A 22,405-nucleotide genomic window follows, 5' to 3' on the forward strand; every position below is an offset into this window, starting at 1 on the left:
CCCTGCCAACAACAATCGCGCGCAGGACACGCGGCACGGTGGATGCCGGGACAAGCCCGGTATGACGGTTACTTTGCGTTACGCGTCGCTCGCTTCGTCCGCGCCGTCGGCCGGCCGCTCGAACCACGCCTCGACCTCACCCGACAGCTTCAGCGTCAGCGGCTGGCCGTGGCGGTCGACCTTCTTGCCCAGGGCAACGCGGATCCAGCCTTCGGAACGGCTATATTCCTCGACATCGTGACGCTGCGCGCCCTTGAAGCGGATGCCGATGCCGCGCGACAGCGCCGCCTCGTCATAATGCGGGCTGCGCGGGTTGGAGGACAGGCGGTCGGGGGGAAGATCGGTATCGGTCATAATCCCGGCTCATGGCGCAAAATCCGCGTCCACGCCAGATGCGAAAACGGCGCGGAACCGAAGTTCCGCGCCGTCTCGATCGTCCCGCAGCGATCAATCGCAGACGCGGACGCGAACCCAATCGTCATAATAACGGTCATAGCGCCGCTCGACCCAGCACCGATCATAGCCGCGGCTGTAACGATAAGCGTAATAGCCATCATTGGGATAGTAGCCGTGGCTGCGATAGTAACGGTCGTCATAATAGGCGTCATAGCCACGGTCGCGGTAATATGCGTCGCGATAGCGGTCGTTATTGTGCGACGCGATCGCCGCGCCGACCGCGAGACCGGCAATGCCCGCCACGATCGCGGTGCCGGTGCCGTCATTATGGCCGTAATAGCGATGGCCCCAGCCACCGCCGTGCCAGCCACCACCCCAGCGCTGCGCCTCCGCCGGAGCCGCCGCCGTCAACGCGGTCGCGCCGAGCGCCGCCGCGAGACCGATCTTCTTCAACAGGCTGTTCATCTCGAATCTCCTCACTCCAGCGGCCCTGCATGCATCGCCCAATAACGCATTGGTGGACTAGCTTGTTGCAACCCATAAGCGAGTCGCCCTGAATATGGGCGGAATGGCGTGTTTACCCGGTGTTCAGCGAAGGAATATGGCAATGGCCCATTGGCTGCTCAAGTCCGAACCCGAGAGTTACAGCTGGCAAAATCTGCTGGCCGAAGGCAGCACCGAATGGACCGGTGTGCGCAACGCCGCTGCCGCTTTGCACCTGAAAGCGATGCAGGTCGGCGAGCGCGCCTTTTTCTACCATAGCGGCGGCCCCAAGGCGATTGTCGGCACGGTCGAGATCACGCGCACCGCCCGGCCCGATGGCGACGATCCGCGCTGGGTGTCGGTCGCGGTCAAGCCGCTCGCCGCTTTGCCACGGCCCGTCCCGCTGGCGACGATCAAGGCGACGCCGGGGCTTGCCGATCTGGCGATGCTGCGCCAGTCGCGGCTGTCGGTGTCGCCGGTGGGCGATACGGAATGGGCGACGCTGCTGGCGCTGGGTGAAGGGTAAGGGTTTGATGCGGGTTAGCGCGTTGCTGTTGTTTGGGGCGTTTGCACTCGCCACCGCTGCCAAGGCACCCCCTGCCCCAACTCTTGCGCGTGAGCCCGCGATCGTGCGCGTGCGGCTGGTGACGGGCGCGGGGCCGATCGTGATCGCGCTCGACGCGCGCCATGCCCCGGCGACGGTCGCCAATTTCCTGGCCTATGTCGACGATGGCCGGTTCGAAGGCACCAGCTTTTACCGCGCGACGCGCCGCAAGACCGCGCCCAAGACCGGCTTCGTGCAAGGCGGGATCGGCACCGATGCGCACCGCATGCTCGGGCTGGTGCCGCTCGAGCCGACCAGCCAGACCGGGATCAAGCATCTCGACGGCGTGCTGTCGATGGCGCGCTATGACCGCACCGATTCGGCGACGGGCAATTTCTCGATCATGGTCGGCCCCAATCCCTCGCTCGACGCGCGACCCGGCTTTGTCGGCTATGCCGCGTTCGGGCGCGTGATTGCGGGGATGGACGTGGTCAAGCGGATGCTGGCCGAGCCAACCTCCCCCGGCGGTGAGGGGGCGTTCAAGGGCCAGTTGATGGTCAAGCCGATCCCGATCCTGCGCGCCGAGCGGCTCGACGGGGTGGCGAAGCCGACGGGCGCGCCCAAGGTGTGGCAAATGCTCAAGGGCGTTAAGCGCTAGAGTCTTATGTTGAGGGAGAATCCACCTCCGTTCGCCCTGAGCCTGTCGAAGGGCCCTCTCCGCAAGATAAGCGCTCGCCTATGACGGGGGGCGGGGCTTCGACAGGCTCAGCCCGAACGGAAACAGGCCCAGCCTGAACGGAATTTGAGCGATCCTGCTTCTGAGGAAGCCAGGCCCCCCCCCCCGCACGCAAAAAGGGCGGGGAATGTCGCCATTCCCCGCCCCTTCCGACACGCTAAGCCGTAAGACTTAGAAGTGCGTGATCAGGCCCATCATCGGGCGGAAGCTGTGGAAATCACCATAGGTGTTCACTTCGGCACGGATGCGGACGCCGGCATTGCCGGTGACGCCCTTCAGGCCGATGTCCTTCGGGCCGAACTCGGTGCCGATCCCGTAGGTGATGTCGCCATACTGCTTCTTTCCGGTATTGCCGGTCGACAGAGCCGAATAATGGTCGAACTCGACCCACTGATAGCCGACCTTGCCGTAGAACATGCCGCTGTCACCAGCGCGCACGCCGAACCGGCCAGCCGCGCCATATTCCCAGTTGATGTTGCCGGACACGCCCTTGGCAAGATTGCCTTCCGCGCCAACGAACACCGGCCCCAAAGGCACGTTGATGCCCGCCACGCCCTGCACCAGTGCGCCCGCGAGGCGATAGCCGCGGCGCAGCGAGCCATCGGCGTTCAGCGCCTGCGGAATGCCGTGGTTGCGCTCATTATCGAACTGTTCCCAGCCACCCATCACGCCAATGTAAGGCTCGATGCCGAAGGCGCGCGAGCCGTCGGGTGCGGTCGGCGTGGTGTCTGCCGGTGCGGCCGGTGCGGCGTCCTGCGCGAAAGCGGGAACGCTGGCGAAAGCCGCCAGGGCAACGGCGGCGAGTTTGAAAGTACGCATAATAAGGACCTTTGTTCGACTGTTAGGGGTGCCGACGATCGCGTCGGTGTCCCGCAGCCGACCCAACAAGGGTCACCGCGCTAAGTTGCACTGCAGCAAGGATAAAGTCTCGAACGCCCGTTTCGTCACATATCTGCAACAGTTTCTTGCTGCAGGATGAACGAAACGGGCGCTTTCCAAGCGCGCTTGGTCGGTGCGGTCAGGCTTTATGCGCGTAAAGCGAGCACCAGCCCGATGGCGCGATATCGCCTGCGACCAGCTTGCACCCCTTGGGAGCCTGCCATTGCAGGCACGTATCGCACCGCGCCTTGCCCTTGGGTAGCGGCTGATAATGCACGGCCTTTTGCGGCAGCTTGGTCGCAGCAGCCGCCGGCGCAGTGGCGACAGCCCCCACCAGCAACGCCCCGCCCCCGGCCGCGGCAAGCGACAGGAGCCGACGGCGCGACAGATCGACGGATTTCGGATCGGTGGACATAACTGCTCCTGTGGTGCTGGTTGCTTGGCGGCGAGAACCGCCGCCGTCGCGAGTGCAGCGCGACGGCGACGCGCCCCCGCACGCGCTATGCGCCCGGCTGCGAACGGAGCGAAAGCTGCGGAAGTTACTTAGTTGAACCCGGCGCGCCAGATGCTGCCTCAAGAAACCGGTATTGCCCCCTCCGCACCGCGTCCGGCAATGGCACCGGCTGGCAAGCAAGCCTTTACAACAAAACGCTTTGCCACGGATTTCGTGCTGCTACGGTTGGCGTGTAAACGGGCGGATTGGTGGGGGCATCATGCGGAAATACGAAACGGTTGCTCTGTTTTGCGGCGTAACCGCGGTGTGGCTCTCGCCAGCACTCGCTCAGCAAGCAGTGCAGACGCCGCAAGCGCTCTTCAACGCAGCGCAGGCCGCCTCCGAGAAAGGCGACTGGCCTAATGCGGTCAAAGGATTCCGCGCAGCGCTGGCGGCGGTCAAGCCAACCGCGCGATCGGCCCCCGTCATCCATTCCCGCCTCGCCAATGCGCTGCAGCAGACCGGCAATTTGGCGGCGGCCGAACAGGAAGCGACGCTTTCGGTCCGGGGCTTTGCCGCGCAAAATGTGGTGAAGGACGACGATCTGTCCTTTGCGTATTTTCTGTTAGGAAACATCCATCGCGGTGGCCCCGACAACGAGCATGCGATCGCCGAATATCAGCAAGCGCTGGCCTCCGCAGTCGAGACCACCTCCGCCGCCTTGATGCCGCTGCGCTACGGCTTGGCGCTGGCCACCATCACGGCAAAGCCCGATCTTACCGCCAGTGCAATCGACGCGATTCTGGCGGACCAAACCTATCTGAAGACGCTGCCGAAAACCGATCAAGCCGATCTTTACAGCTTGCGCAGCTTGGCGGATCTCAATCGCGGGCAGGCCAAGGCGGCGGCAGGCTATATCGAAAAGGCGCTCGACCTTACGGGGCGCACGACGACCAAGGTGACGCTCCGGCAAGTTCGCGTTCGTGGCAACGCGGCGTTGGTTTATTCGCGGCTGGGCAATCAGGAGAACGTCCGACAATATCTGACCTATTCCGGTGCGGGGCATGTCCCGGATTCTGACTGGCTGTTGGCGGCCGAAAAGAAGCTACCCGTATGCGACGATCAGGTTGGCCCCACGGATTTTGCCGTCGTCGAATTTTCGATCGGGGATGACGGGCACGCCATCGGGGCAAATGCGGTGTACGCAAGCCGCCCCGGACCCGTTGGTGCCGTGTTCGCCACCGCCGTTAAGGGCTGGCGATGGCAGCCGGAGGTTCTGGCCAAACTCAATGCATTTTGGCGCAGCTCGATCCGCGTCGAGGTGCGCTGCGTCAAGCAGCCCCCATTGCTTGATCTCAGCGATTCCTTCCGCGATGCGACCGCTGCCTGGCTGACCAAAGCCGGCTATGATCCGAGCTTGTCGAAGTCGGCCTTCAACCCGACTGCTGCTGCCGCCGGAACATTGCCCGCCATGCTGGCGGCGTTCTGGAAAGCGAATGGCGATCGCGCGGCAGCGGCGAGCAAGCTCGATGCCGCCTTGGTCTCGGCGAAAGCACCGATCGAGGTGCGCGGATTTTTTCTCTTCGTGGCCGCCGCCCCGCAACACGGGGAGTCCAGGCGCGCCTACGAGCTCGCCCATGCCCGCAATTTGACCGCCGCGCTGCAGACGCTCGACCATCAGGTTGGTGCCGAGCGGGTGCAGGCGTGGCTGCAAACCGAAATTGCTCTCGCTCTCGAAACCGGGAACGCCCTGCCGGCCGCGCGAACGACGCTGCAAAGGGTTGTGGCGACACCGACAACGGCGCTTGGCGGGGACGATCCGATCCGCAGCATCGCCGTTCTACATCTGGCGCTGATCGACAAGCGCTCGGGCAACGCCGCCCTTGCCGACCAGCGGATCAAGGACGCCGGGATCGATGCCGAACAATGTTCGCTGCTCGATGTGCGCCCGGTGCCGCGCAACACCGACATTTCCAGTTCCGCTTTTCCGACTGAAGCGATGCGGTGGCATTTCGAGGGCAATGTGCGCGAGGCGTTCGACATCGGCCCTGACGGGCGGGTCGAGAACGTCCGCACGGTTTTGTCCTATCCGCCCTTCGTGTTCGGCTCGGCGACCGAAAAAGCCGTCGCCCAATTCCGCTACCTGCCGCCGACGCTCGACAACAAGGTGCTGGGTTGCGTGGGGAAGACGGTCAACGTGAACTACCGTTTGCCGGAGTAGGGGATCGACTTATACGTTTCATCCGGTCGCTAACGACCAGAAGCAGGCATGACCAAGCATTTCAGCCGCCCCAATTGCTGCCGCTCTCGGCTCGTGCAAGATTGCATCATGGCCGAGCGATACCTCCCAGCGTCCGAGTTCCTGAATTACGTTCTCGCTGATGAGATCACGTTGGACGCGTCAGTTTTGGGGCGGGCGAACCTTAGCACGTTGCTTCAAATGGTCGATGACCCCGACCGCTCCAACCGTGATTGGGCCACGTTTCTTATCTCGGGCCTGCCATTCGACAGTCCTGAAATACGGCTAGCGTTGCTTCGTGCCGCTGATGATGCAGACGTCGATACGCGCGACGAGGCTATAGTCGGCTTGGCGCGGCGTGATCGCGCGGCTGCAATCGAGCGTTTGAAACCGCTCCTAAAAGAGGAAATCGGTGAGGTGCTGTTGGAGGCGGCAACAATCCTAGGAGACCCGAGCCTCGTTCCGGCTCTCAAGGAAATCGAGGGATGGGACGGCGATGGCGATGCCGTCCGCGACCAATTGCGGTGCGCGTTGGCAGCTTGCGAAGCCGGTATTGGGAAGGACGCCACCGGTGATGAACTTGTGTCGCTCCACCGTCTATCTGACTAACCGCTATTAAAGGCGGTCGGGCGGCAAGCGCCCACCTACCGCCGTTCGCGGGCCGCGAGCGCGGTCATGACCCCCGGAGGCCAACCGGCAGCTATCGGGCGGAAAAGCGGACCGGCGAAAATCGACCATAACCGGCCATGTCGCGATCAGGCCTTTAGCGTGCGGGATTAACGAGTATCAGAGAAAAGAGTGCGGAACCGAATAATACGGCCACGATCAGACCTAAGATCATCTGCTGACGAACGGCGCGCAGATGAACATCAACGGCCTTGTATGACGAGATGAGCGCCACCAAGACGATAACAGCGTCGGGTAACGCGAAAATCATAAGCTCGCCGCGAGAGGCGGGGCGGTCCACAATCGGTGTAAAAAACAGTAAGATGTTGGCGAGTAGAGAAACGAAAAACGCGGTGCAGGGCCATCTTTCGCGGGGATAATCCTTTGCCAGCTTGAGGATGAATGCAAGGCACGCGACAGCGCACGCAATGCGGTATGTCGTTTCGAAGGGTATCCCGACGTCGTTCTCCAGTGCGATGCCGATCAGAACGGCCCCAAGAACCCCGCCGAGCGCTAAACCCACACGATTAAAGTAATTGCGCAACGTCAGGCCCCCTACACAGTCGCATCCGTACGCAGGACAGATGCCGCCTGCAAGGAACGGCCGCTAACCACCACACCCCGTCGTTTCCTTTATGCCGTCACTTTCCAAGGCCCGGTAGCGACGCGAACAAGGCGTCGATCTCCCCCGGCTTGAAAGCGCCGCCCTTGACCAGAACCAAACGGCCTTGTGCGTCGATGACGAACGTCGTCGGCACCGCGTTGTTGCGTGGTCGATAGCCGCCGGAAACAGCCGTCGCGACGGGAATGCGCATCGCGGTGGCCTGTCGCGCCAGCACGTGCGGATCTGCGGGATGCTCCGCATTGATGGCGAACACCGCGACATGCTCGGGACCGTAGCGCAAAGCGGCAGCCTCAAGCTCCGCCAATTCCCGCTTGCACGGCGCGCACCAGCTCGCCCAGAAATTCAGCACCACCACCTTGCCGCGCAGCGTGGCCGAACCCACCTGAGCGCCCGTCAGCAGCGTCAGCGTGAAGTCGGGTGCCAGGGCCGGCTCGCCCGCACTCGCCGTCGGCAAAGCGGCAAGCGCTGCCGAGACCAGAATAATCCCAAGGGCACGGACGGATAGAGCACGCTTGGCCATCTTCATGCCGACCTGAAGCCCCCCAACAAAAAGGCCGGACGCTCGCGCGCCCGGCCCCTTCGGTATCATGCTCTCGCGTCGCTTACGACTGCTTCGCCCGGCTCGCCCGCTTGCGCTCGTTCGCGTCGAGGAAGCGCTTGCGCAACCGGATCGACTTTGGCGTCACTTCGACCATCTCGTCATCGTCGATATAGGCGATCGCCTGCTCGAGCGTCGCGCGCTTCGGGGGCGACAGGCGGACCTGATCGTCCTTGCCGCCGCTCGCGCGGAAGTTGGTCAGCGCCTTGGTCTTCATCGGGTTGACTTCGAGATCGTCGGGCTTGGCGTTCTCGCCGACGATCATGCCCTCATAGAGCGCCTCGCCGTGGCCGACGAACAGGATGCCACGCTCTTCGAGCGGGCCCAAAGCGTAATTATTGGCTTCGCCAGCACCGTTCGAGATCAGCACGCCGTTCTTGCGGCCTTCGATGTTGCCCTTGTGCGGGCCATATTTTTCGAACAGCCGGTTCATGATGCCGGTGCCGCGCGTGTCCGACAGGAACTCGCCATGATAGCCGATCATCCCGCGCGATGGCGCGGAGAAGGTGATGCGCGTCTTGCCGCCGACCGATGGCCGCATGTCGGTCATCTCGGCCTTGCGGATGTTCATCTTCTCGACGACCGTGCCCGAATATTCATCGTCGACGTCGATGATGACGGTCTCATACGGCTCGGTCTTGTTGCCATGCTCGTCTTCGCCGAACAGCACGCGCGGACGGCTGATGCCGAGCTCGAAGCCTTCGCGGCGCATCGTCTCGATCAACACGCCGAGCTGAAGCTCGCCACGGCCAGCGACTTCGAAGCTGTCCTTGTCGGCCGCTTCGGTCACCTTCACGGCGACGTTCGATTCGGCTTCGCGGAACAGGCGCTCGCGGATCATGCGGCTGGTCACCTTGGTGCCCTCGCGGCCCGCCATCGGCGAATCGTTGACGGCAAAGCGCATCGACAGCGTCGGCGGATCGATCGGCTGGGCGTGGAGCGGCTCGGTCACGCTGGTGTCGGCAATCGTGTCGGCGACGGTCGCGATGGAGAGGCCGGCCAGGCTGATGATGTCACCGGCCTTGGCTTCGTCGACCGGTACGCGATCGAGGCCGCGGAACGACATGATCTTCGATGCGCGGCCGGTCTCGACGATCTTGCCGTCGTTATTGAGCGCGTGGATCGGCTGGTTGAGCTTGACCACGCCCGAATTGACGCGGCCGGTGAGGATACGGCCCAGGAACGGATCGCGATCGAGTAGCGTGACGAGGAAGGTGAACGGCACGCCAGCGACTTCCACCTTGGGGGCGGGAACGTGGCTGACGATCGTCTCGAACATCGGGATCAGCGTGCCTTCGCGCGCGTTCATATCGGTCGAGGCATAGCCGTTGCGGCCCGAGGCGTAGAGCACGGGGAAATCGAGCTGCTCGTCATTGGCGTCCAGCGACACGAACAGATCGAACACTTCGTCGAGCACTTCCTGGATACGCGCGTCGTTGCGGTCGACCTTGTTGACGACGACGATCGGCTTCAGGCCCAGCGCCAGCGCCTTGCCGGTGACGAACTTGGTCTGCGGCATCGCGCCTTCCGACGAATCGACCAGCAGGACGACGCCGTCGACCATCGACAGGATGCGCTCGACCTCACCGCCGAAATCGGCGTGGCCTGGCGTGTCGACGATGTTGATGCGAATGCTCTCGCTCTCCCCCGGCGGGGTCCAGTCGACCGAGGTCGGCTTGGCGAGAATGGTGATGCCACGCTCTTTTTCGAGATCGTTCGAATCCATCGCGCGCTCTTCGACGCGCTGGTTGTCGCGGAAAGTGCCGGACTGGCGGAAGAGCTGATCGACCAGAGTTGTCTTACCATGATCGACGTGTGCGATGATGGCCACGTTGCGGAGGCTCATGTCTGTCTCGTTACAAAATCGGGAAAAGGATCGCGTGCCCCTAGCCGAAACGGTGCGGTGCAACAAGGCCGGGCAGCACACAGTGCTACCCGGCCCTTCACGATCAAGGTTGAACGCGTGGCGGCGATCAGAACTTGCCGCTGACTTCCACGCCGTAAACGCGCGGTTCGCCACGGATATAGGTCGGAATACCGAAGCCGCCACCGGTGTTGCCGGCGTCGATCAGATATTTGCGGTCGAGCGCATTGCGCGCGAAACCGCCGATCTGGTAGCGCCCGCCCGCCAGTTCGACGCCCGCCCGGACGTTGACCAGCGCATAAGCGCCCTGGCTGATCGGCTCGGAATTGGGCAGCTCGAAATATTCCTTGCTCTGATAGGTCGCCGATGGCGTGGCGTAGAAGGTCATGTTTCCGGCCGGAACGCGCAAGGTTGCGCCGCCCGAAGCGCTATATTTCGGCTGCAGGCGGAATTGCGCGCCCGAATAGACGCCATAAGCCGGGTTGTTGGCGATCTTGCCATCGACATAGGCAAAGTTGCCGAACAGCTGCAGCAGCGAGTTTACCCGCCAATTGCCCTCCAGCTCGACGCCGGGGTTCTGCGCCTTGCCCGCGCTTTGCGTGGTGGTCTTGCCCGAGCCGTCGGTGACGGTCACCTGGAAGCCGTTATAATCCTGGTAGAACACGCCGAGCGACCCGCTGAACGCGCCGAGCTTGGCCTTGATACCGCCCTCGTAATTCCACACGACTTCATCGGGCACGACCTGCAGGCTGGGCACCGCCACGCCGCCCGAAGTCGCCGCCGACAACTGCACCACCGGCGAGCGGCGGCCTTTGCTGATCGTGGCATAGAGGTTGATGCCATCGGTCAAGCGATATAGCGCGTTGAAGCGCGGCAGGATCGCCGAGAAGCTGCGCTGCGCGGTGAACTTGACGCCGCCCGTGCTGACCGTGGGCAATAACGGCACGCCGGCAAGCACCGAATTGGGCTGCACCGAGCTGTAGCCCGACTTGCGCTTCTCGATCAGAATGCGCGCACCGGCGGTCAGTTCGAGCCGCGGCGTCGGCAGCCAGGTGCCGTCGGCAAAGACCGAATATGTATCGTTGGTGCCGTAATTGGTGAAGACCGAGGAATAGGGAATCGCGGTCGCGGCACCGCGCGTCAGCAGCGCGGTCGCCCCCGCTGCGGCAACGGTGCCGTTCGGGAGGACGCAGCCCGGGCCGCTCGGGATACCGGCCGTGAGCAAGGCAGCGCGGGTCGCGGCGGGCAAGGCACCGGCGCAGGTCAGATAGGTGCCTTCTTCGGTGGAGAAGGGCACGCGCTGAAGATTGTTTTCGAAGAAAGCGTTCCAGCCGAACGACGCCCGGTAGGTGGTGCCGGTGAAGTTGAAGCGGCCTTCATGGCTATATTGGTCGCCGCGCGCGTCCTCGGCAAACTCCAGATACCAGGCCGGACCGCCATCGGCGTCGAACACTTCGTTGCTGTTGAACTTGCGATAGCCGTTGACGGTGGTGAAGCTGACCCCGGGGGCCAGTTCCGCCGTCAGCGTGAAGTTGGCGTCATAGACGTCGCGCTTCAGGCCGAGCTTGGAGCCACCCAGCACTTGCGCGCTATAGGGCGAGCCCGACAGTTCGGCATAGCTATAGTCGCCGCCATTGCCGCCCGTCGGCGCTTGCGCGCGCGAGCGGAAGGCCGTGCCGGGGTTGCGCTGGCCGTCATAGGTCAACACCAGCGTGGCGGTGAGCGCATCGGTCGGTGCCCAGCGCAACGAACCGCGCAGGCCGCGCTGATCCTGGCCGTTGAGATCGTCCTGCTTGGTCTTGCCCTGATTCTGGTTGGGCACATTGGGATCGCCGGCGATGTTGCGGACGAAGCCGTCATGATATTTGTAGGCGAAGGCGAGGCGCGCCGCGAGCGTGTCGTTGCCGACATTGACGAAGCCCGACACCTGCCCGCGATTGTAATTGCCGTAGGATGCGATGATCCCGGCGGACGTTCCGGCCTTGGGCCGGGCCGAGATGATGTTCACCGCGCCAACTGCGGATGCGGTGCCGAACAGCGTCGCCTGCGGCCCCTTCACGACTTCAATGCGCTCAAGATCGAACAGATCCTGATATGCGCCACGCGTGCGAGAGATGTCGACGCCGTTATAGTACAGCGAAACGCGCGCGCCCTGCTGCGCCGAGCCGCTATCCGAGGTGATGCCACGGATCACGAAGCCAGGGTTGTTGTCGCTTTGCTCCTGAATGCGCAGACCGGGAACGTACATCGCCACTTCGGCGAGCGAGTTGACCCCCAGCGTTTGCATCTGTGCGCCGGTCAGCGCCGACACCGTGATCGGCACGTCCTGCAGCTTCTGTTCACGCTTCTGCGCGGTGACGATGATGTCGCCGCCCTGCGCCTCGGGCGTCTCTGCTGCGGTGGCCGACTGGGCGAGCGCCGCCGTCGACGAGCAACCGAGGAGGACGCCCGCAAAAGCGAGCGAGAAGGAACGACGCATCGATAACCCCTTTTGTTTTACGAAATTTGTTGCGGTGCGGTATCGAGCCTGAGCGTCGGATTCGGGTCTTTTCCGTGACGCTTCCGTGACAATAGTGTATTATAAAAACGATACACTTGAACCGCGCGGCGATCCGTTTCATTTAAGGGTATCCCCGGCTGGAGTGACGACATGGCGACCGCTGCCGATAGCGAAACGACCCCCCTGGTACTGACCCCGCCTGACCCCGTGGCGGTGCTTGCGCCCGAAAAGGCGGTGGGGCTGGTCCCGGTCGAAGATGGCGTGCGCACCAAGCTGCAGGCGAAGGTTGCCGATTTCGTCGATGATCTCGTCGCGCAGGATGTGAACTCGCCCGAATTCGGCAAGCGCGTCGATGCCATTTCGGCGATGGGGCAAAAAGAAATCCGCGCCGCCGCCGATCAGTCGAACCGCTTTCTCGATCGTCCGGTCAAGGCAATGGACGGCGAAACCGGGATCGGCGCGGACCTCACCGAACTGCGCCGCACCATCGAAAAGCTCGATCCCTCGGTCAACGGCAAGCTGATCTCAGGGCGCGGCTTGCTGAGCAAGGTCTTTGGTGGCGGCATCAACACCTATTTCGACAAATACCGCTCTTCGCAGTCGCACATCTCGGCGATCCTCAAGACGCTCGCGCGCGGCAAGGATGAGCTGTTGATGGACAATGCCGCGATCGACACCGAACGCGCCAATCTGTGGACCGCGATGGGGCGGCTCGAACAGATGATCGTGCTGTCCAAGGAAATGGACGCGCGCCTGGAAGAGAAAGCGGGCGACCTCGACCATAGCGATCCGGCCAAGGCCAAGGCGATCCGCGAAAGCGCGCTCTTCTATGTCCGCCAGCGCACGCAGGATTTGCTCACGCAAATGGCGGTGACGGTGCAGGGCTATCTCGCGCTCGATCTGGTCAAGAAGAACAATGTCGAGTTGGTGAAGGGCGTCGATCGCGCCTCCACCACCACCGTCTCGGCGCTCCGCACGGCAGTCACGGTGGCGCAGGCGCTCGCCAACCAGAAACTGGTGCTCGACCAGATCACCGCGCTCAACACCACCACCGCCAACATCATCGATGCGACCGGCAAGCTGCTAAAGTCGCAGACCGCGACCATCCACGAACAGGCCGCCGCCTCGACCATCCCGGTCGAAACGCTGCAGCGCGCTTTCCAGAACATCTATGACACGATGGACGCGATCGACAGCTTCAAGCTGAAAGCGCTGGATTCGATGAAGGCGACGGTCGGCACGCTCTCGAACGAAGTCGAAAAGTCGAAGGGCTATATCGCCCGCGCCGAGGGTGCCGCGCAGAACCGCCTGTCCGGCCCCGACGCCACCTTCAAGCTGGAAGCGGAGTAACCCCCGTGACCGATGTCGATCGCCAGATCGCGCGCGCCGGCGAATTGCTCGAGCGTACCCGCGCTGGCCGCGAGGCGCTGGTCAAGCGGCGGCGGCAAGGCACCGCCATCGCTAGGCGTCTCACCCTGGTGGCGGGCGCGGATCTCGCGATCGTGGTGGCGGCGATTGCGGTCGGCTGGTTCGTGCCGCTCGGCATGGGCGGCGCGCTGCTGGTCGGCGCGTTGCTGGCGGCGGTTACGCTGTTCCTGCTGTTCGCCACGCTGACACCCCCGGTGCGCGCCGAGCAATTGACGCAAGTCCCGCTGAAAGCACTGCCGCTGATGACCGAGCAATGGCTCGATACCCAGCGCAAGCTCCTGCCAGCCCCGGCGCAGACCTTGGTCGACGGCATCGGCGTGAAGCTGGAAACGCTGTCACCACAACTCGCCACGCTCGACGAGCGCGAACCCGTCGCCGCCGAAGTGCGCAAGCTGATCGGCGAGCAATTGCCCGAACTGCTCAAAGGCTATGCCAAGGTCCCCCCGCCCCTGCGCGGCGTCGCGCGCAACGGCAAAAGCCCCGACGCGCAACTGGCAGACGCGCTGAAGCTGATCGATGACGAGATTGGCGAAATGTCGGCACAGATCGCGCAGGGGGATTTGGACTCGCTCGAAACGCGCGGGCGCTTCCTGGAGATCAAATATCGCGATGACGGCGCGGTATAGCCGCCTTCAGATGCGGCGCTCCGCTTAAGGCGCGCTCCAGATAATCTGGCTTTCGAAATTGGGTGCCGCGCCGCGCTGGCTTTGCGTGCCGCCGCCCGCGCCGTGCCAGGCCGGCAAACCGAAGGGAAGGTCGCGCCGCGGTATGTCGAGGTGCGGCATCGCCCCGCTCGTGCTGTAGGGCGTCGTATCGACATGCCCGTCGCTGTCGGGCGCGATCACATTTTGCGCCGCCGCAAGATGGCTGTTCCAGTTCGCCGCAACCCCGCTCGGCGCGGTTGGGTGGGTCAAATGGATGATCGGCAAACTCCCCCGTCCCGGCCAATTGAGCGCGCAGTTATTGGCATGCGAGCCGAAGGCGATAATCGCGGTCAACGGGTTGGTCGCCTTGGCGTGATCGAACAGGCTGTTGCGATACGCCATGATCGTCGCCTCGGTCTCGCTAACGGTCCCGGCGGAGAGCGACGTACTTTGAACGCCGAACAAAAAGCTGTTGAACATCAGATAGGATCGCGTGAGCCCCAGCTTGCCGAGGAAATGCTGCGCAATTTGCCCGGCCTGACCGACAAAGATGCGTTGCGCCAAAATCTCGTCCGTCGAGGGATCTTGTCCAATCACCAGAACACGCGCCGTCCCATCCAATCGGCCGCGATAAAAGACCGGACCGAAGCGCGTGTGAAATGGTGCCTGAGGAAAGGTAACATAATGATCGACCGGTGCAGCTTGAAACAAGCGCTCCCAGCTACAGTTGGGGCCCGGATCATATTGTGGATAAAATAGCGCACAGATGATACGATCGATTGCGACAGGGTTGAGCTTTTCAATAGCTCCCGGCTGGAATATTGCGTGGAGATCCTTCACGGCAAATCCTCCTCAATCGTTATCGTCGATCGAGTCGGATCTATAACAAAAATATACTTTTGCAGCAATCGGCAACGCGATACTGATAGCATGCTATATTTTGAATGTAGCGAATTTTACAGGGCGGATTCTGTCGTCCGCGACGGCGCGTTAGACGGAAAGCACCCGCGCGCGCTCGCTCAGCCGCTCGACTGCCGCCGCATGGATGCCGGGCGTCGTCGCCAGCACACCAAAAGCCTGCGCGCGCGGCGTGTTGAAGGCGAGCGGCGCGCCAAAGGCATCGGTGACGGTCGCGCCCGCTTCGGCGGCGATCAGCGCGGCGGCGGCGATGTCCCATTCATAGCCCCAGCGCAGCGTCGCCACGAGATCGGCCTCGTCCGCTGCCACCATTGCAATGCGCAAGGCGATCGAATTGGGCTTGGCCACCGCGACCAGATCGCGGTCGGCCTTGGGCAGGCCGTCGCTCGGTACGCGCGATCCGCTGAACACCGCACGGTCGCCGACCTGGATCGCGGCACCGTTGCGCGTCGCCCCCTGCCCGTGCGCGGCGCGCCACATGTCGCCGCGAGCGGGCGCATCCAACACGCCGATCGTCACCCGGCCCTGCTCGACCAGCGCCACCGACACCGCCCAGCCATCGCGTCCGCGAATGTAATCGCGCGTGCCGTCGATCGGGTCGACCACCCACACCCGCCCGCAGGCGAGCCGATCGGCATTGTCGGCGGTCTCCTCCGACAGCCATCCGGCATCAGGCAGCAACGCCCTCAGCCGGGCGTGCAGCAGCATGTTGACGTCGAGATCGACCTGGCTGACTGGGTCGTTCGGCCCCTTCTCCCAGCGGTGGAAGTCGGTGCGCCAATGCCGCAGCGCCAGCGCCCCCGCCTCCTGGGCGATCACCGCCACCGCATCCGCAAGACCGGAATCAGCCACTCGCCACCGTCATCCCTTCGATCCTGAGCGTCGGCACATTGGTGCCATAGCGGAATTCTAGGTCGTTCGCGGGCGTCAGGTTGAGGAACATGTCCTTTAAATTGCCCGCGATGGTGAATTCGGCGACTGGCCCAGTGATCTCACCGCGCTCGATGCGGAAGCCCGCCGCGCCGCGGCTGTAATCGCCGGTGACGCCGTTGACGCCCATGCCGATCAGCTCGGTGACGAACACGCCGTCGGTGATGTCGGCGATCAGCGTTTCCGGCGGGACATGCCCTGCTGCCATATGCAAATTGCTGGTCGACACCCCCGGCGCGCCGCTCACGCCGCGCGCGGCATGGCCGGTCGGCTCCAGCCCCAATTGCCGCGCAGAAGCGCTGTCGAGCAGCCAGCGTTCGAGCATCCCCGCCTCGATGATCGCGGTCGGCGACACCGGCAGCCCCTCGCCATCGAACGGGCGCGAGCGCAGGCCATGCGGGCGGTGCGGATCGTCGAGCACGGTCACGCCGCTCGCGAACACCTGCGTGCCCAGCGCCTCCAGCAGGAAGCTGGTCTTGCGCGTGATCGCCTGGCCCGAAATCGCGCCGGTCAAATGGCCGAGCAAGCTCGAACCGACGCGCGGATCGAACACCACCGGCATCGGCCCGCTGGCGAGCCGCCCGGGATTGACGCGGGCGACCGCACGCTCGCCCGCGCGGGTGCCGATCAGCTCGGGCGCTTCCAGCGCTCGGCGGTGGCGTGCCGAGCTATAGGCATAATCGCGCACCATCGCGCCGCCCTCGCCCGCCAGCACGCTGGCCGACAGGCCATAGCCGGTCGCGGCATAAGCGGCGGCAAAACCGTGGCTGGTCGCCAGCGCCCAGATCGAGCGCGAGGCGCTGGCAGAGCCACCCTCGCTATTGGTGACGCCCGCCACTGCGCGCGCGGCATCCTCCGCCGCCCGCGCCGCATCGCGCAGCGCTTCGGGGCTGGGCTCGCTGCCGCCCTTCGCCAGATCGTCGAGGTCGAGCAGTGGGGGCGCGCCGTGCATCAGCCGCTCGGCGGGCGCGAGGCCGGCCCAGGCATCTTCGGGCGCCTCACGCGCCATCGCGATCGCGCGATCGACCAAGGCGGTGAGCGCGTCGTCGGACAGATCGGAGGTGGACACGCTCGCCGAGCGCTTGCCCACGAACACGCGCAGGCCAAGCTCGGCGCTTTCCGAACGACCGACATCCTCCAGCGCGCCCAAGCGCACCGAAATGTCGAGCGAGGTATCGGCGGCATAGACGGCGTCGGCGGCATCGGCCCCGGCAGCGCGGGCGCAGGAGACGATAGCGGCGGCGCGGTCGCGCCCTTGGTCTGGGGTCAACATGCCTTTGGACTTAGGAGCGGCAGCACCACCGCGCAACCGCCCGCGCCGCTGTGCAATACCGGCGTTCAATATGGCCAGGGCGTGCCCACCACCACACAGGCGAGAAACATCAGCAGCCCGGCAAAGCGGTTGGAGCGGAAGCGGTGCAGTGCGCCCGCCCCATCATCGGGCGACAAGGTCGCAACTTGCCACAGGAAATGCCCCGCCACCGGCAGCAATGCGGCCAGCGCCAGCCAATCGGGCCGCAACGCCCAGATCGCCCCGGCCCACAGCACCAGCGCCGCCAGATAGAACAGGCCGACGCCCAACCGCACCCGCGCGCCCATGCGCAGCGCCGAGGACCGCACCCCGATGAGCGCATCATCCTCACGGTCCTGCAACGCATAGATCGTGTCATAGCCGACCACCCAGCAAATCGACCCGGCATAGAGCAGCAGGCCTGGCGCGCTGAAGACTAAGACGCCAACGGTAGTCACACCCCACGACTGTATAGCGCTGGTGACTTCAAACCACCCGACCAGCGCGGCCCAGGAGAAGACCAGCCCCAGCCAGATTTGCGGCCACCAGGTGATCCTTTTCATGAACGGATACGCGGCAACAGGTGCAAGGCTGAGCACGGCCACGATTGCAGCGTAGATGTGCAGTTGCAGCAGCACGACCAACCCTATCAAGCACAGCACAAGCAGCCACACCCACGCCGCCTTCAGCGACACCGCACCGCTCGCCAAAGGTCGTGCGGCGGTGCGCGCCACTTGCCGGTCAAGATCGCGGTCGACAATGTCGTTATACACGCAGCCCGCGCCGCGCATGGCGATGCTGCCGAGCAACAGCCACAGGATCAAATCCCAGCGCGACACCGCCCCGCCTGCCAGTGCGACACCCCACGCCCCCGGCCAGAACAACAGCCACCACCCGATCGGCCGATCGAATCGCGCCAGCAGCGCAAACGGGCGCACCGCAGCGGGCAACAGGCCGACAAGGCCACGATGTTCGGTATCGGGGGTAAGATCGGCAGCGGTCATAGGCGCTCCATGCACCAGCCAGCGGCCGCGCAACAGCCCCGGCGCGCATCGCCTCGACTTCGCCACGCTCTGCGTCGATAGCGGTGCCAAGACCCGAATAAGGGCGCGGTTTTCCAAAGGGCGGGCAGCGTGATTCATCTCTCCGTCGCGATTGGACGGTTCTTCGAGGCGTTGCTGTGGGCGGTGGCGCGCGGCGTCGGCGTGATGGCGGGATGGGCGCTGCTGGCGGTGGTCGGGCTGGGGCTGCTCGCCGTCGTGCTGCGGGCGCTGTGGCAGGGACGCAAGTGAACGCCGCCGATTTGCCACACCGCACGCCCCTGCTCTAAGGCGCAGCGATGCCCGCCACCCCCGCCTGGCCCCCGCAATCGACCCCGCGTCTGTTCGTCGAGACGCCGCTCGGCCTTGGCCCGCTGCGCGTCGATGGCCCGCAAGCGCATTATCTGGTCAGCGTGATGCGGATGAAGGCGGGCGATCCGGTTAAGCTGTTCGACGGCGCGTCCGGCGAGTGGCTGGGGATCGCCGCCAGTGTCGGCAAGCGCGATCTCGTGCTCGACGTGACCCAGAAGCTGCGCGAGGCCGAGACGGTGCCCGATCTGTGGCTGTGCGCCGCCCCGATCAAGAAGGGGCGAATCGACTGGGTCGCGGAAAAAGCCTGCGAACTTGGCGTTGCGCGGCTCGTGCCCGTGCTGACGCGCCGCACGATCGTCGACCGGTTGAATGGCGAGCGGCTGCGCGCGCACATGATCGAGGCGGCCGAACAATGCGGGCGCACGGCGGTGCCCGCGCTGGCCGAGCCAGTAAAGCTGTCCGCCCTGCTACGCGACTGGCCAGCGGATCGCGCGCTGTTCTTCGCCGACGAAACCGGCGGGGCTCCCGCTTTGGCGGCCATGCGCGCGGCAAGCGGTGCGGCGGCGATCCTGATCGGTCCTGAAGGCGGCTTCGATGACGAGGAGCGCGCGGCGATCCGTGCCGTGCCAAGTGCCGTTGCCATGGGCCTGGGCCCGCGCATTCTGCGAGCCGACACGGCGGCAGCGGCAGCAGTCGCGCTGTGGATGGCCGCGCGCGGCGATTGGTGAGGCGCATCGGTAGCTAAACGAAACGCGCTGGCGGGCGGCTTCAGGCGGCGCTAAGGCGCGATCATGACGACGCGCCCCGACAGCAAGAAAACATCCCCCATCATCGAGTCGCGCGACCAGCTCGTCGCGAGTTTCGCGCGCGGCGAAAAGCCCGCCGAGCGCTGGCGGATCGGCACCGAACATGAAAAGTTCGTCTATGCCGACAGCGATCATCATGCGCCGAGCTACACCGAAAAGGGCGGCATTCGCGATCTGCTCGATGCGCTGACCGAATTCGGCTGGGAACCGGTGATGGAGGGCGACAACGTCATCGCGCTCAACGGGGTCGACGGGTCGATAAGCCTCGAACCGGCCGGACAGTTCGAACTGTCGGGTGCGCCGCTCGAAAATTTGCACCAGACCTGCGCCGAGACCGGGCGGCATCTGCAGCAGATCAAGACGATCGGCGACCGCTTCGGGATCGGTTTCCTCGGCCTTGGCATGTGGCCCGACAAGACCCGCGCCGAGCTGCCGATCATGCCCAAGGGCCGTTATGCGATCATGCTGCGCCACATGCCGCGCGTCGGCAGCATGGGCCTCGACATGATGCTGCGCACCTGCACGATTCAGGTGAACCTCGATTACAGTTCCGAAGCCGATATGGTGCAGAAGTTCCGCGTCGGGCTGGCGCTGCAACCGCTGGCGACCGCCCTGTTCGCCAATTCGCCCTTCACCGAGGGCAAGCCCAACGGCATGCTGTCATACCGTAGCCATATCTGGTCCGACACCGACCCCGCGCGCACCGGCATGTTGCCGTTCGTGTTCGAGGATGGCTTCGGCTATGAACGCTATGCCGACTATGCGCTCGATGTGCCGATGTACTTCGTCTATCGCGATGGCACATATATCGACGCTGCGGGCCTCTCCTTCCGCGATTTCCTGAAGGGCGAACTGTCGGTGCTGCCTGGCGAGAAGCCGACGCTCGACGATTGGAACGACCACCTCTCCACCGCCTTCCCCGAGGTGCGGCTGAAGACCTTCCTAGAAATGCGCGGGGCCGATGGCGGGCCATGGGGGCGGATTTGCGCGCTCCCTGCTTTGTGGGTCGGCCTGCTTTATGACCAGGGCGCGCTCGATGCGGCGTGGGATGTGGTCAAGCACTGGACGATCGAGGAACGCCAGGCGCTGCGCGATGCGGTGCCCAAGCTCGGCCTGGATGCGCCGATCGCAGGCGGGCGCACCTTGCGCGCGATTGCAGGCGAGGTGATCGACATCGCCAGCGCGGGCCTCACCGCACGGGGCCGCACCGATTCGAGCGGCAGCAACGAAACCGGCTTCCTCGATCCGCTGCGCGAGATCGTCCGCAGCGGCAAGGTGCCCGCCGAACTGCTGCTGGAGAAATATCACGGCGTCTGGAATGGCGACGTGTCGAAAGTGTATGACGAGCTGCGGTTCTAGCCGCGCTCTGCTTCGCTCCCCGCCTGCGCGGCGTGGGCGAGGGACTCGACGAAACGCGCATTCAAGCGGCCAAGGTCGGCCAAGTCGTCCTCACTCCAAGCGGCGAGCGCGCGCGCCAGCAAGCGCTGCCGCGCGGCCGCAACCGAGCGCGCCAGACCCTCGCCCGCAGGCGAGAGCGTAACCATCCGGATTCGCCGGTCGCTTTCTCCAGCACCTTTCGCGACCAGGCCCAGTTGCGCGAGCTTGGCAAGCTGGCGGCTGACCGTCGTCGAGTCTCGCCCGACCTGATCGGCCAGCGCCGCCACGCTCAGCGTGCCGCGCGTCGCGATCGCCACCAGCAGCGGCACCAGCGCGCGATCGAGCACCACATCCGCCTCTTTCAGCAACAGGTCCACGCGCTGCGGGCTGCTGAAAAAGCCCAGCAGATCAACGAGCGCGCGAGCGACGGTATCGATACTACCTGTATTATACACTCTTTACCCCAAGCCCCCAAAGTGGCATAAAGGCTGCATGATACACACATCTCCCACGCTCGTCATAGCCGGCAGCGTAAGACCGCGCCGGATCTCCCCGCACATTGCGCAATGGGTAGCGACGCTGGGCCGCGCGCAAAGCGATGACGCCTACGAAGTCGTCGATCTGCGCGACTGGCCGTTGCCGATGGATGATGAGGCGGAGATGCCGCAACGCGCCAGCTATGCCTCGGCATTGACCCTCGAATGGAGCCGGAAGATCGCCAGCGCGGCGGCGTTTGTCTTCGTCACCCCTCAATATAATTGGGGTTATCCGGCCGCGCTGAAAAACGCGATCGACCACCTCTATCGCGAATGGGCCGACAAGCCGGTGATGATCGTGTCCTATGGCGGGCATGGCGGCGGCAAGGCGGCCGCGCAATTGCAGGAGGTGTGCGAAGGGATCGGGCTTAGGCCGATCGCTACGCGGCCAGCGCTGCGGCTGTCACGGACGCAGATCGAAGCCAATTCGGGCGAAATCGATCCTGCCGAGGCGTTTGCCGGACATATTGAGGAAGTGCGCGCGGCACTGACCGAACTGTCCCAATCGCGCAATGCGACCATCCAGCCGACGACCGCATAAAGAGGGCCGATCCCCGGTCGTGGCACGTCACGAAATAGCCGTAAGCAACGATGATTCTTTCTGCCAGAACGTCATATCGAAGTGGTATGATCCTCTGTGGTTCCAACCATTCAACCACTGGGGGAAATGAACATGGTCGATCATCCGGAACGGATTACCGAGCACTTTGAAGCCGCCTGGAACGCGCATGACATGGTCGCGTTTGGCGCGCTCTTCCATCCGGATGCCACCTTTGTGAACCGCTTCGCCATGTATTGGCGCGGGATCGACCAAATCGTCGCCGGGCATCGCTTCATCCATGAGACGATCTACAGCGACTCGGTGTTACGGGTTGATCCGGCGGATATCGATTGGGTCGGCGAGGAAGCGGCAATTCTGCATTTCTGGACTCGGCTCACCGCAGGTGCCGCGCATCCCGCTGGCCCCCATGTCGCCGACACGCTGATCCTCGCGATCGCTACGCGCCGCGATGGCGATTGGCGCGTCCAGGCGGCCGAAAATGTCACGCTCGCTGATCCGACGACCGGCAAGGACATTTTGCGGGCGAGCTGACGCCCCGGAATTTTTATCATTTTTGAATGCCTTAGCCCGGTTTTCCGGCGGGAAAAGTCGTGCCTTT

24 protein-coding genes are annotated in these 22,405 nt (G+C 64.2%); 11 read left to right on the forward strand and 13 right to left on the reverse strand.

Annotated features, from left to right (window positions below; all coding sequences use genetic code 11):
- Window positions 1-78: 78 nt before the first annotated feature.
- Entirely contained in the window at window positions 79-354 is a 276-nt protein-coding gene (locus H4W01_RS13910) for a DUF3297 family protein (RefSeq protein WP_209611737.1), read from the reverse strand.
- A gap of 93 nt (window positions 355-447) precedes the next feature.
- Window positions 448-861, reverse strand: a complete 414-nt coding sequence (locus tag H4W01_RS13915; protein ID WP_010404261.1) for a hypothetical protein — start codon at window positions 859-861, stop codon at window positions 448-450.
- Between the two features lie 142 nt (window positions 862-1,003).
- Here H4W01_RS13915 and H4W01_RS13920 point away from each other — a divergent pair, with 142 nt between their 5' ends.
- Window positions 1,004-1,405, forward strand: coding sequence for an EVE domain-containing protein (locus H4W01_RS13920; protein WP_209611739.1), 402 nt, complete (start codon window positions 1,004-1,006; stop codon window positions 1,403-1,405).
- Window positions 1,406-1,412: 7 nt separating this feature from the next.
- The gene (locus H4W01_RS13925) at window positions 1,413-2,081 is read left to right on the forward strand and encodes a peptidylprolyl isomerase (RefSeq protein WP_209613375.1); all 669 of its coding nucleotides are present in this window, start codon (window positions 1,413-1,415) and stop codon (window positions 2,079-2,081) included.
- A gap of 249 nt (window positions 2,082-2,330) precedes the next feature.
- Here H4W01_RS13925 and H4W01_RS13930 read toward each other — a convergent pair whose 3' ends face one another.
- Window positions 2,331-2,978 (reverse strand): outer membrane protein, encoded by a 648-nt coding sequence (locus H4W01_RS13930; protein WP_209611742.1) that lies wholly within the window; start codon window positions 2,976-2,978, stop codon window positions 2,331-2,333.
- A 199-nt stretch (window positions 2,979-3,177) separates the two neighbouring features.
- Window positions 3,178-3,453 (reverse strand): hypothetical protein, encoded by a 276-nt coding sequence (locus tag H4W01_RS13935; RefSeq protein ID WP_209611744.1) that lies wholly within the window; start codon window positions 3,451-3,453, stop codon window positions 3,178-3,180.
- Between the two features lie 298 nt (window positions 3,454-3,751).
- Between H4W01_RS13935 and H4W01_RS13940 the strand changes: the two genes are divergently transcribed.
- Together H4W01_RS13940 and H4W01_RS13945 are read left to right on the forward strand one after the other, a co-directional pair.
- A complete protein-coding gene (locus H4W01_RS13940) occupies window positions 3,752-5,692 on the forward strand; it encodes an energy transducer TonB (RefSeq protein ID WP_334685276.1) in 1,941 nt (646 codons plus the stop codon).
- Window positions 5,693-5,740: 48 nt separating this feature from the next.
- Window positions 5,741-6,319 (forward strand): HEAT repeat domain-containing protein, encoded by a 579-nt coding sequence (locus H4W01_RS13945; protein WP_209611746.1) that lies wholly within the window; start codon window positions 5,741-5,743, stop codon window positions 6,317-6,319.
- 154 nt (window positions 6,320-6,473) lie between these two features.
- Here H4W01_RS13945 and H4W01_RS13950 read toward each other — a convergent pair whose 3' ends face one another.
- From H4W01_RS13950 to H4W01_RS13965, 4 genes are all read right to left on the reverse strand, one after another.
- Window positions 6,474-6,920 carry a hypothetical protein gene (locus H4W01_RS13950; RefSeq protein WP_209611748.1) on the reverse strand — a complete coding sequence of 149 codons (447 nt, stop codon included), beginning with the start codon at window positions 6,918-6,920 and terminating at the stop codon, window positions 6,474-6,476.
- A gap of 97 nt (window positions 6,921-7,017) precedes the next feature.
- Window positions 7,018-7,527, reverse strand: coding sequence for a TlpA family protein disulfide reductase (locus tag H4W01_RS13955; protein WP_334685277.1), 510 nt, complete (start codon window positions 7,525-7,527; stop codon window positions 7,018-7,020).
- A gap of 76 nt (window positions 7,528-7,603) precedes the next feature.
- Window positions 7,604-9,445 (reverse strand): translational GTPase TypA, encoded by a 1,842-nt coding sequence (typA, locus tag H4W01_RS13960; protein ID WP_209611752.1) that lies wholly within the window; start codon window positions 9,443-9,445, stop codon window positions 7,604-7,606.
- Window positions 9,446-9,572: 127 nt separating this feature from the next.
- Entirely contained in the window at window positions 9,573-11,942 is a 2,370-nt protein-coding gene (locus H4W01_RS13965; protein ID WP_209611763.1) for a TonB-dependent receptor, read from the reverse strand.
- 171 nt (window positions 11,943-12,113) lie between these two features.
- On the opposite strand from H4W01_RS13965, the gene H4W01_RS13970 reads away from it, so the two are divergent.
- A complete protein-coding gene (locus tag H4W01_RS13970) occupies window positions 12,114-13,313 on the forward strand; it encodes a toxic anion resistance protein (protein ID WP_209611765.1) in 1,200 nt (399 codons plus the stop codon).
- Window positions 13,314-13,318: 5 nt separating this feature from the next.
- Window positions 13,319-14,017, forward strand: coding sequence for a hypothetical protein (locus H4W01_RS13975; protein WP_209611767.1), 699 nt, complete (start codon window positions 13,319-13,321; stop codon window positions 14,015-14,017).
- Window positions 14,018-14,041: 24 nt separating this feature from the next.
- Here H4W01_RS13975 and H4W01_RS13980 read toward each other — a convergent pair whose 3' ends face one another.
- From H4W01_RS13980 to ubiA, 4 genes are all read right to left on the reverse strand, one after another.
- A complete protein-coding gene (locus H4W01_RS13980; protein ID WP_334685278.1) occupies window positions 14,042-14,875 on the reverse strand; it encodes a uracil-DNA glycosylase family protein in 834 nt (277 codons plus the stop codon).
- Between the two features lie 150 nt (window positions 14,876-15,025).
- Window positions 15,026-15,805 carry a 3'(2'),5'-bisphosphate nucleotidase CysQ gene (locus H4W01_RS13985; RefSeq protein WP_209611772.1) on the reverse strand — a complete coding sequence of 260 codons (780 nt, stop codon included), beginning with the start codon at window positions 15,803-15,805 and terminating at the stop codon, window positions 15,026-15,028.
- Entirely contained in the window at window positions 15,798-17,156 is a 1,359-nt protein-coding gene (locus tag H4W01_RS13990; protein ID WP_209611774.1) for a TldD/PmbA family protein, read from the reverse strand. Before H4W01_RS13990 ends, H4W01_RS13985 begins: the two co-directional genes overlap by 8 nt.
- Window positions 17,157-17,221: 65 nt before the next feature.
- Complete coding sequence (gene ubiA / locus H4W01_RS13995; protein WP_209611776.1) at window positions 17,222-18,178, reverse strand: 4-hydroxybenzoate octaprenyltransferase; 957 nt, start codon at window positions 18,176-18,178, stop codon at window positions 17,222-17,224.
- A gap of 129 nt (window positions 18,179-18,307) precedes the next feature.
- Between ubiA and H4W01_RS14000 the strand changes: the two genes are divergently transcribed.
- From H4W01_RS14000 to H4W01_RS14010, 3 genes are all read left to right on the forward strand, one after another.
- Window positions 18,308-18,466 (forward strand): hypothetical protein, encoded by a 159-nt coding sequence (locus tag H4W01_RS14000; RefSeq protein ID WP_029622495.1) that lies wholly within the window; start codon window positions 18,308-18,310, stop codon window positions 18,464-18,466.
- A gap of 47 nt (window positions 18,467-18,513) precedes the next feature.
- Window positions 18,514-19,254: a 16S rRNA (uracil(1498)-N(3))-methyltransferase gene (locus tag H4W01_RS14005; RefSeq protein WP_209611779.1), complete on the forward strand. Its 741-nt coding sequence runs from the start codon at window positions 18,514-18,516 to the stop codon at window positions 19,252-19,254.
- A 63-nt stretch (window positions 19,255-19,317) separates the two neighbouring features.
- Window positions 19,318-20,691: a glutamate--cysteine ligase gene (locus H4W01_RS14010; RefSeq protein WP_209611802.1), complete on the forward strand. Its 1,374-nt coding sequence runs from the start codon at window positions 19,318-19,320 to the stop codon at window positions 20,689-20,691.
- Here the strand turns inward: H4W01_RS14010 and H4W01_RS14015 are convergent.
- Window positions 20,688-21,164 (reverse strand): MarR family winged helix-turn-helix transcriptional regulator, encoded by a 477-nt coding sequence (locus H4W01_RS14015; RefSeq protein WP_209611804.1) that lies wholly within the window; start codon window positions 21,162-21,164, stop codon window positions 20,688-20,690. The genes H4W01_RS14010 and H4W01_RS14015 overlap by 4 nt on opposite strands.
- A 37-nt stretch (window positions 21,165-21,201) precedes the next feature.
- On the opposite strand from H4W01_RS14015, the gene H4W01_RS14020 reads away from it, so the two are divergent.
- Window positions 21,202-21,786, forward strand: a complete 585-nt coding sequence (locus H4W01_RS14020) for an NADPH-dependent FMN reductase (RefSeq protein ID WP_209611807.1) — start codon at window positions 21,202-21,204, stop codon at window positions 21,784-21,786.
- Window positions 21,787-21,918: 132 nt separating this feature from the next.
- Window positions 21,919-22,338, forward strand: coding sequence for an SgcJ/EcaC family oxidoreductase (locus tag H4W01_RS14025; protein ID WP_209611809.1), 420 nt, complete (start codon window positions 21,919-21,921; stop codon window positions 22,336-22,338).
- The last annotated feature ends 67 nt before the right edge of the window (window positions 22,339-22,405 follow it).

The sequence above is a fragment of the Sphingomonas sp. PL20 genome (assembly GCF_017875905.1).
Classification (GTDB): domain Bacteria; phylum Pseudomonadota; class Alphaproteobacteria; order Sphingomonadales; family Sphingomonadaceae; genus Sphingomonas; species Sphingomonas echinoides.

Bases quoted from the DNA above. Each gene is read 5' to 3' on its own strand.
- H4W01_RS13910 (WP_209611737.1), bottom strand. From the start codon at position 354: ATGACCGATACCGATCTTCCCCCCGACCGCCTGTCCTCCAACCCGCGC.
- H4W01_RS14020 (WP_209611807.1), top strand. From the start codon at position 21,202: ATGATACACACATCTCCCACGCTCGTCATAGCCGGCAGCGTAAGACCG.
- H4W01_RS13990 (WP_209611774.1), bottom strand. From the start codon at position 17,156: ATGTTGACCCCAGACCAAGGGCGCGACCGCGCCGCCGCTATCGTCTCC.
- H4W01_RS14005 (WP_209611779.1), top strand. From the start codon at position 18,514: ATGCCCGCCACCCCCGCCTGGCCCCCGCAATCGACCCCGCGTCTGTTC.
- ubiA (WP_209611776.1), bottom strand. From the start codon at position 18,178: ATGACCGCTGCCGATCTTACCCCCGATACCGAACATCGTGGCCTTGTC.
- H4W01_RS13920 (WP_209611739.1), top strand. From the start codon at position 1,004: ATGGCCCATTGGCTGCTCAAGTCCGAACCCGAGAGTTACAGCTGGCAA.
- H4W01_RS13935 (WP_209611744.1), bottom strand. From the start codon at position 3,453: ATGTCCACCGATCCGAAATCCGTCGATCTGTCGCGCCGTCGGCTCCTG.
- H4W01_RS13955 (WP_334685277.1), bottom strand. From the start codon at position 7,527: ATGAAGATGGCCAAGCGTGCTCTATCCGTCCGTGCCCTTGGGATTATT.
- typA (WP_209611752.1), bottom strand. From the start codon at position 9,445: ATGAGCCTCCGCAACGTGGCCATCATCGCACACGTCGATCATGGTAAG.
- H4W01_RS13970 (WP_209611765.1), top strand. From the start codon at position 12,114: ATGGCGACCGCTGCCGATAGCGAAACGACCCCCCTGGTACTGACCCCG.
- H4W01_RS14025 (WP_209611809.1), top strand. From the start codon at position 21,919: ATGGTCGATCATCCGGAACGGATTACCGAGCACTTTGAAGCCGCCTGG.
- H4W01_RS13945 (WP_209611746.1), top strand. From the start codon at position 5,741: ATGACCAAGCATTTCAGCCGCCCCAATTGCTGCCGCTCTCGGCTCGTG.
- H4W01_RS13940 (WP_334685276.1), top strand. From the start codon at position 3,752: ATGCGGAAATACGAAACGGTTGCTCTGTTTTGCGGCGTAACCGCGGTG.
- H4W01_RS14010 (WP_209611802.1), top strand. From the start codon at position 19,318: ATGACGACGCGCCCCGACAGCAAGAAAACATCCCCCATCATCGAGTCG.
- H4W01_RS13925 (WP_209613375.1), top strand. From the start codon at position 1,413: ATGCGGGTTAGCGCGTTGCTGTTGTTTGGGGCGTTTGCACTCGCCACC.
- H4W01_RS13915 (WP_010404261.1), bottom strand. From the start codon at position 861: ATGAACAGCCTGTTGAAGAAGATCGGTCTCGCGGCGGCGCTCGGCGCG.
- H4W01_RS13965 (WP_209611763.1), bottom strand. From the start codon at position 11,942: ATGCGTCGTTCCTTCTCGCTCGCTTTTGCGGGCGTCCTCCTCGGTTGC.
- H4W01_RS13930 (WP_209611742.1), bottom strand. From the start codon at position 2,978: ATGCGTACTTTCAAACTCGCCGCCGTTGCCCTGGCGGCTTTCGCCAGC.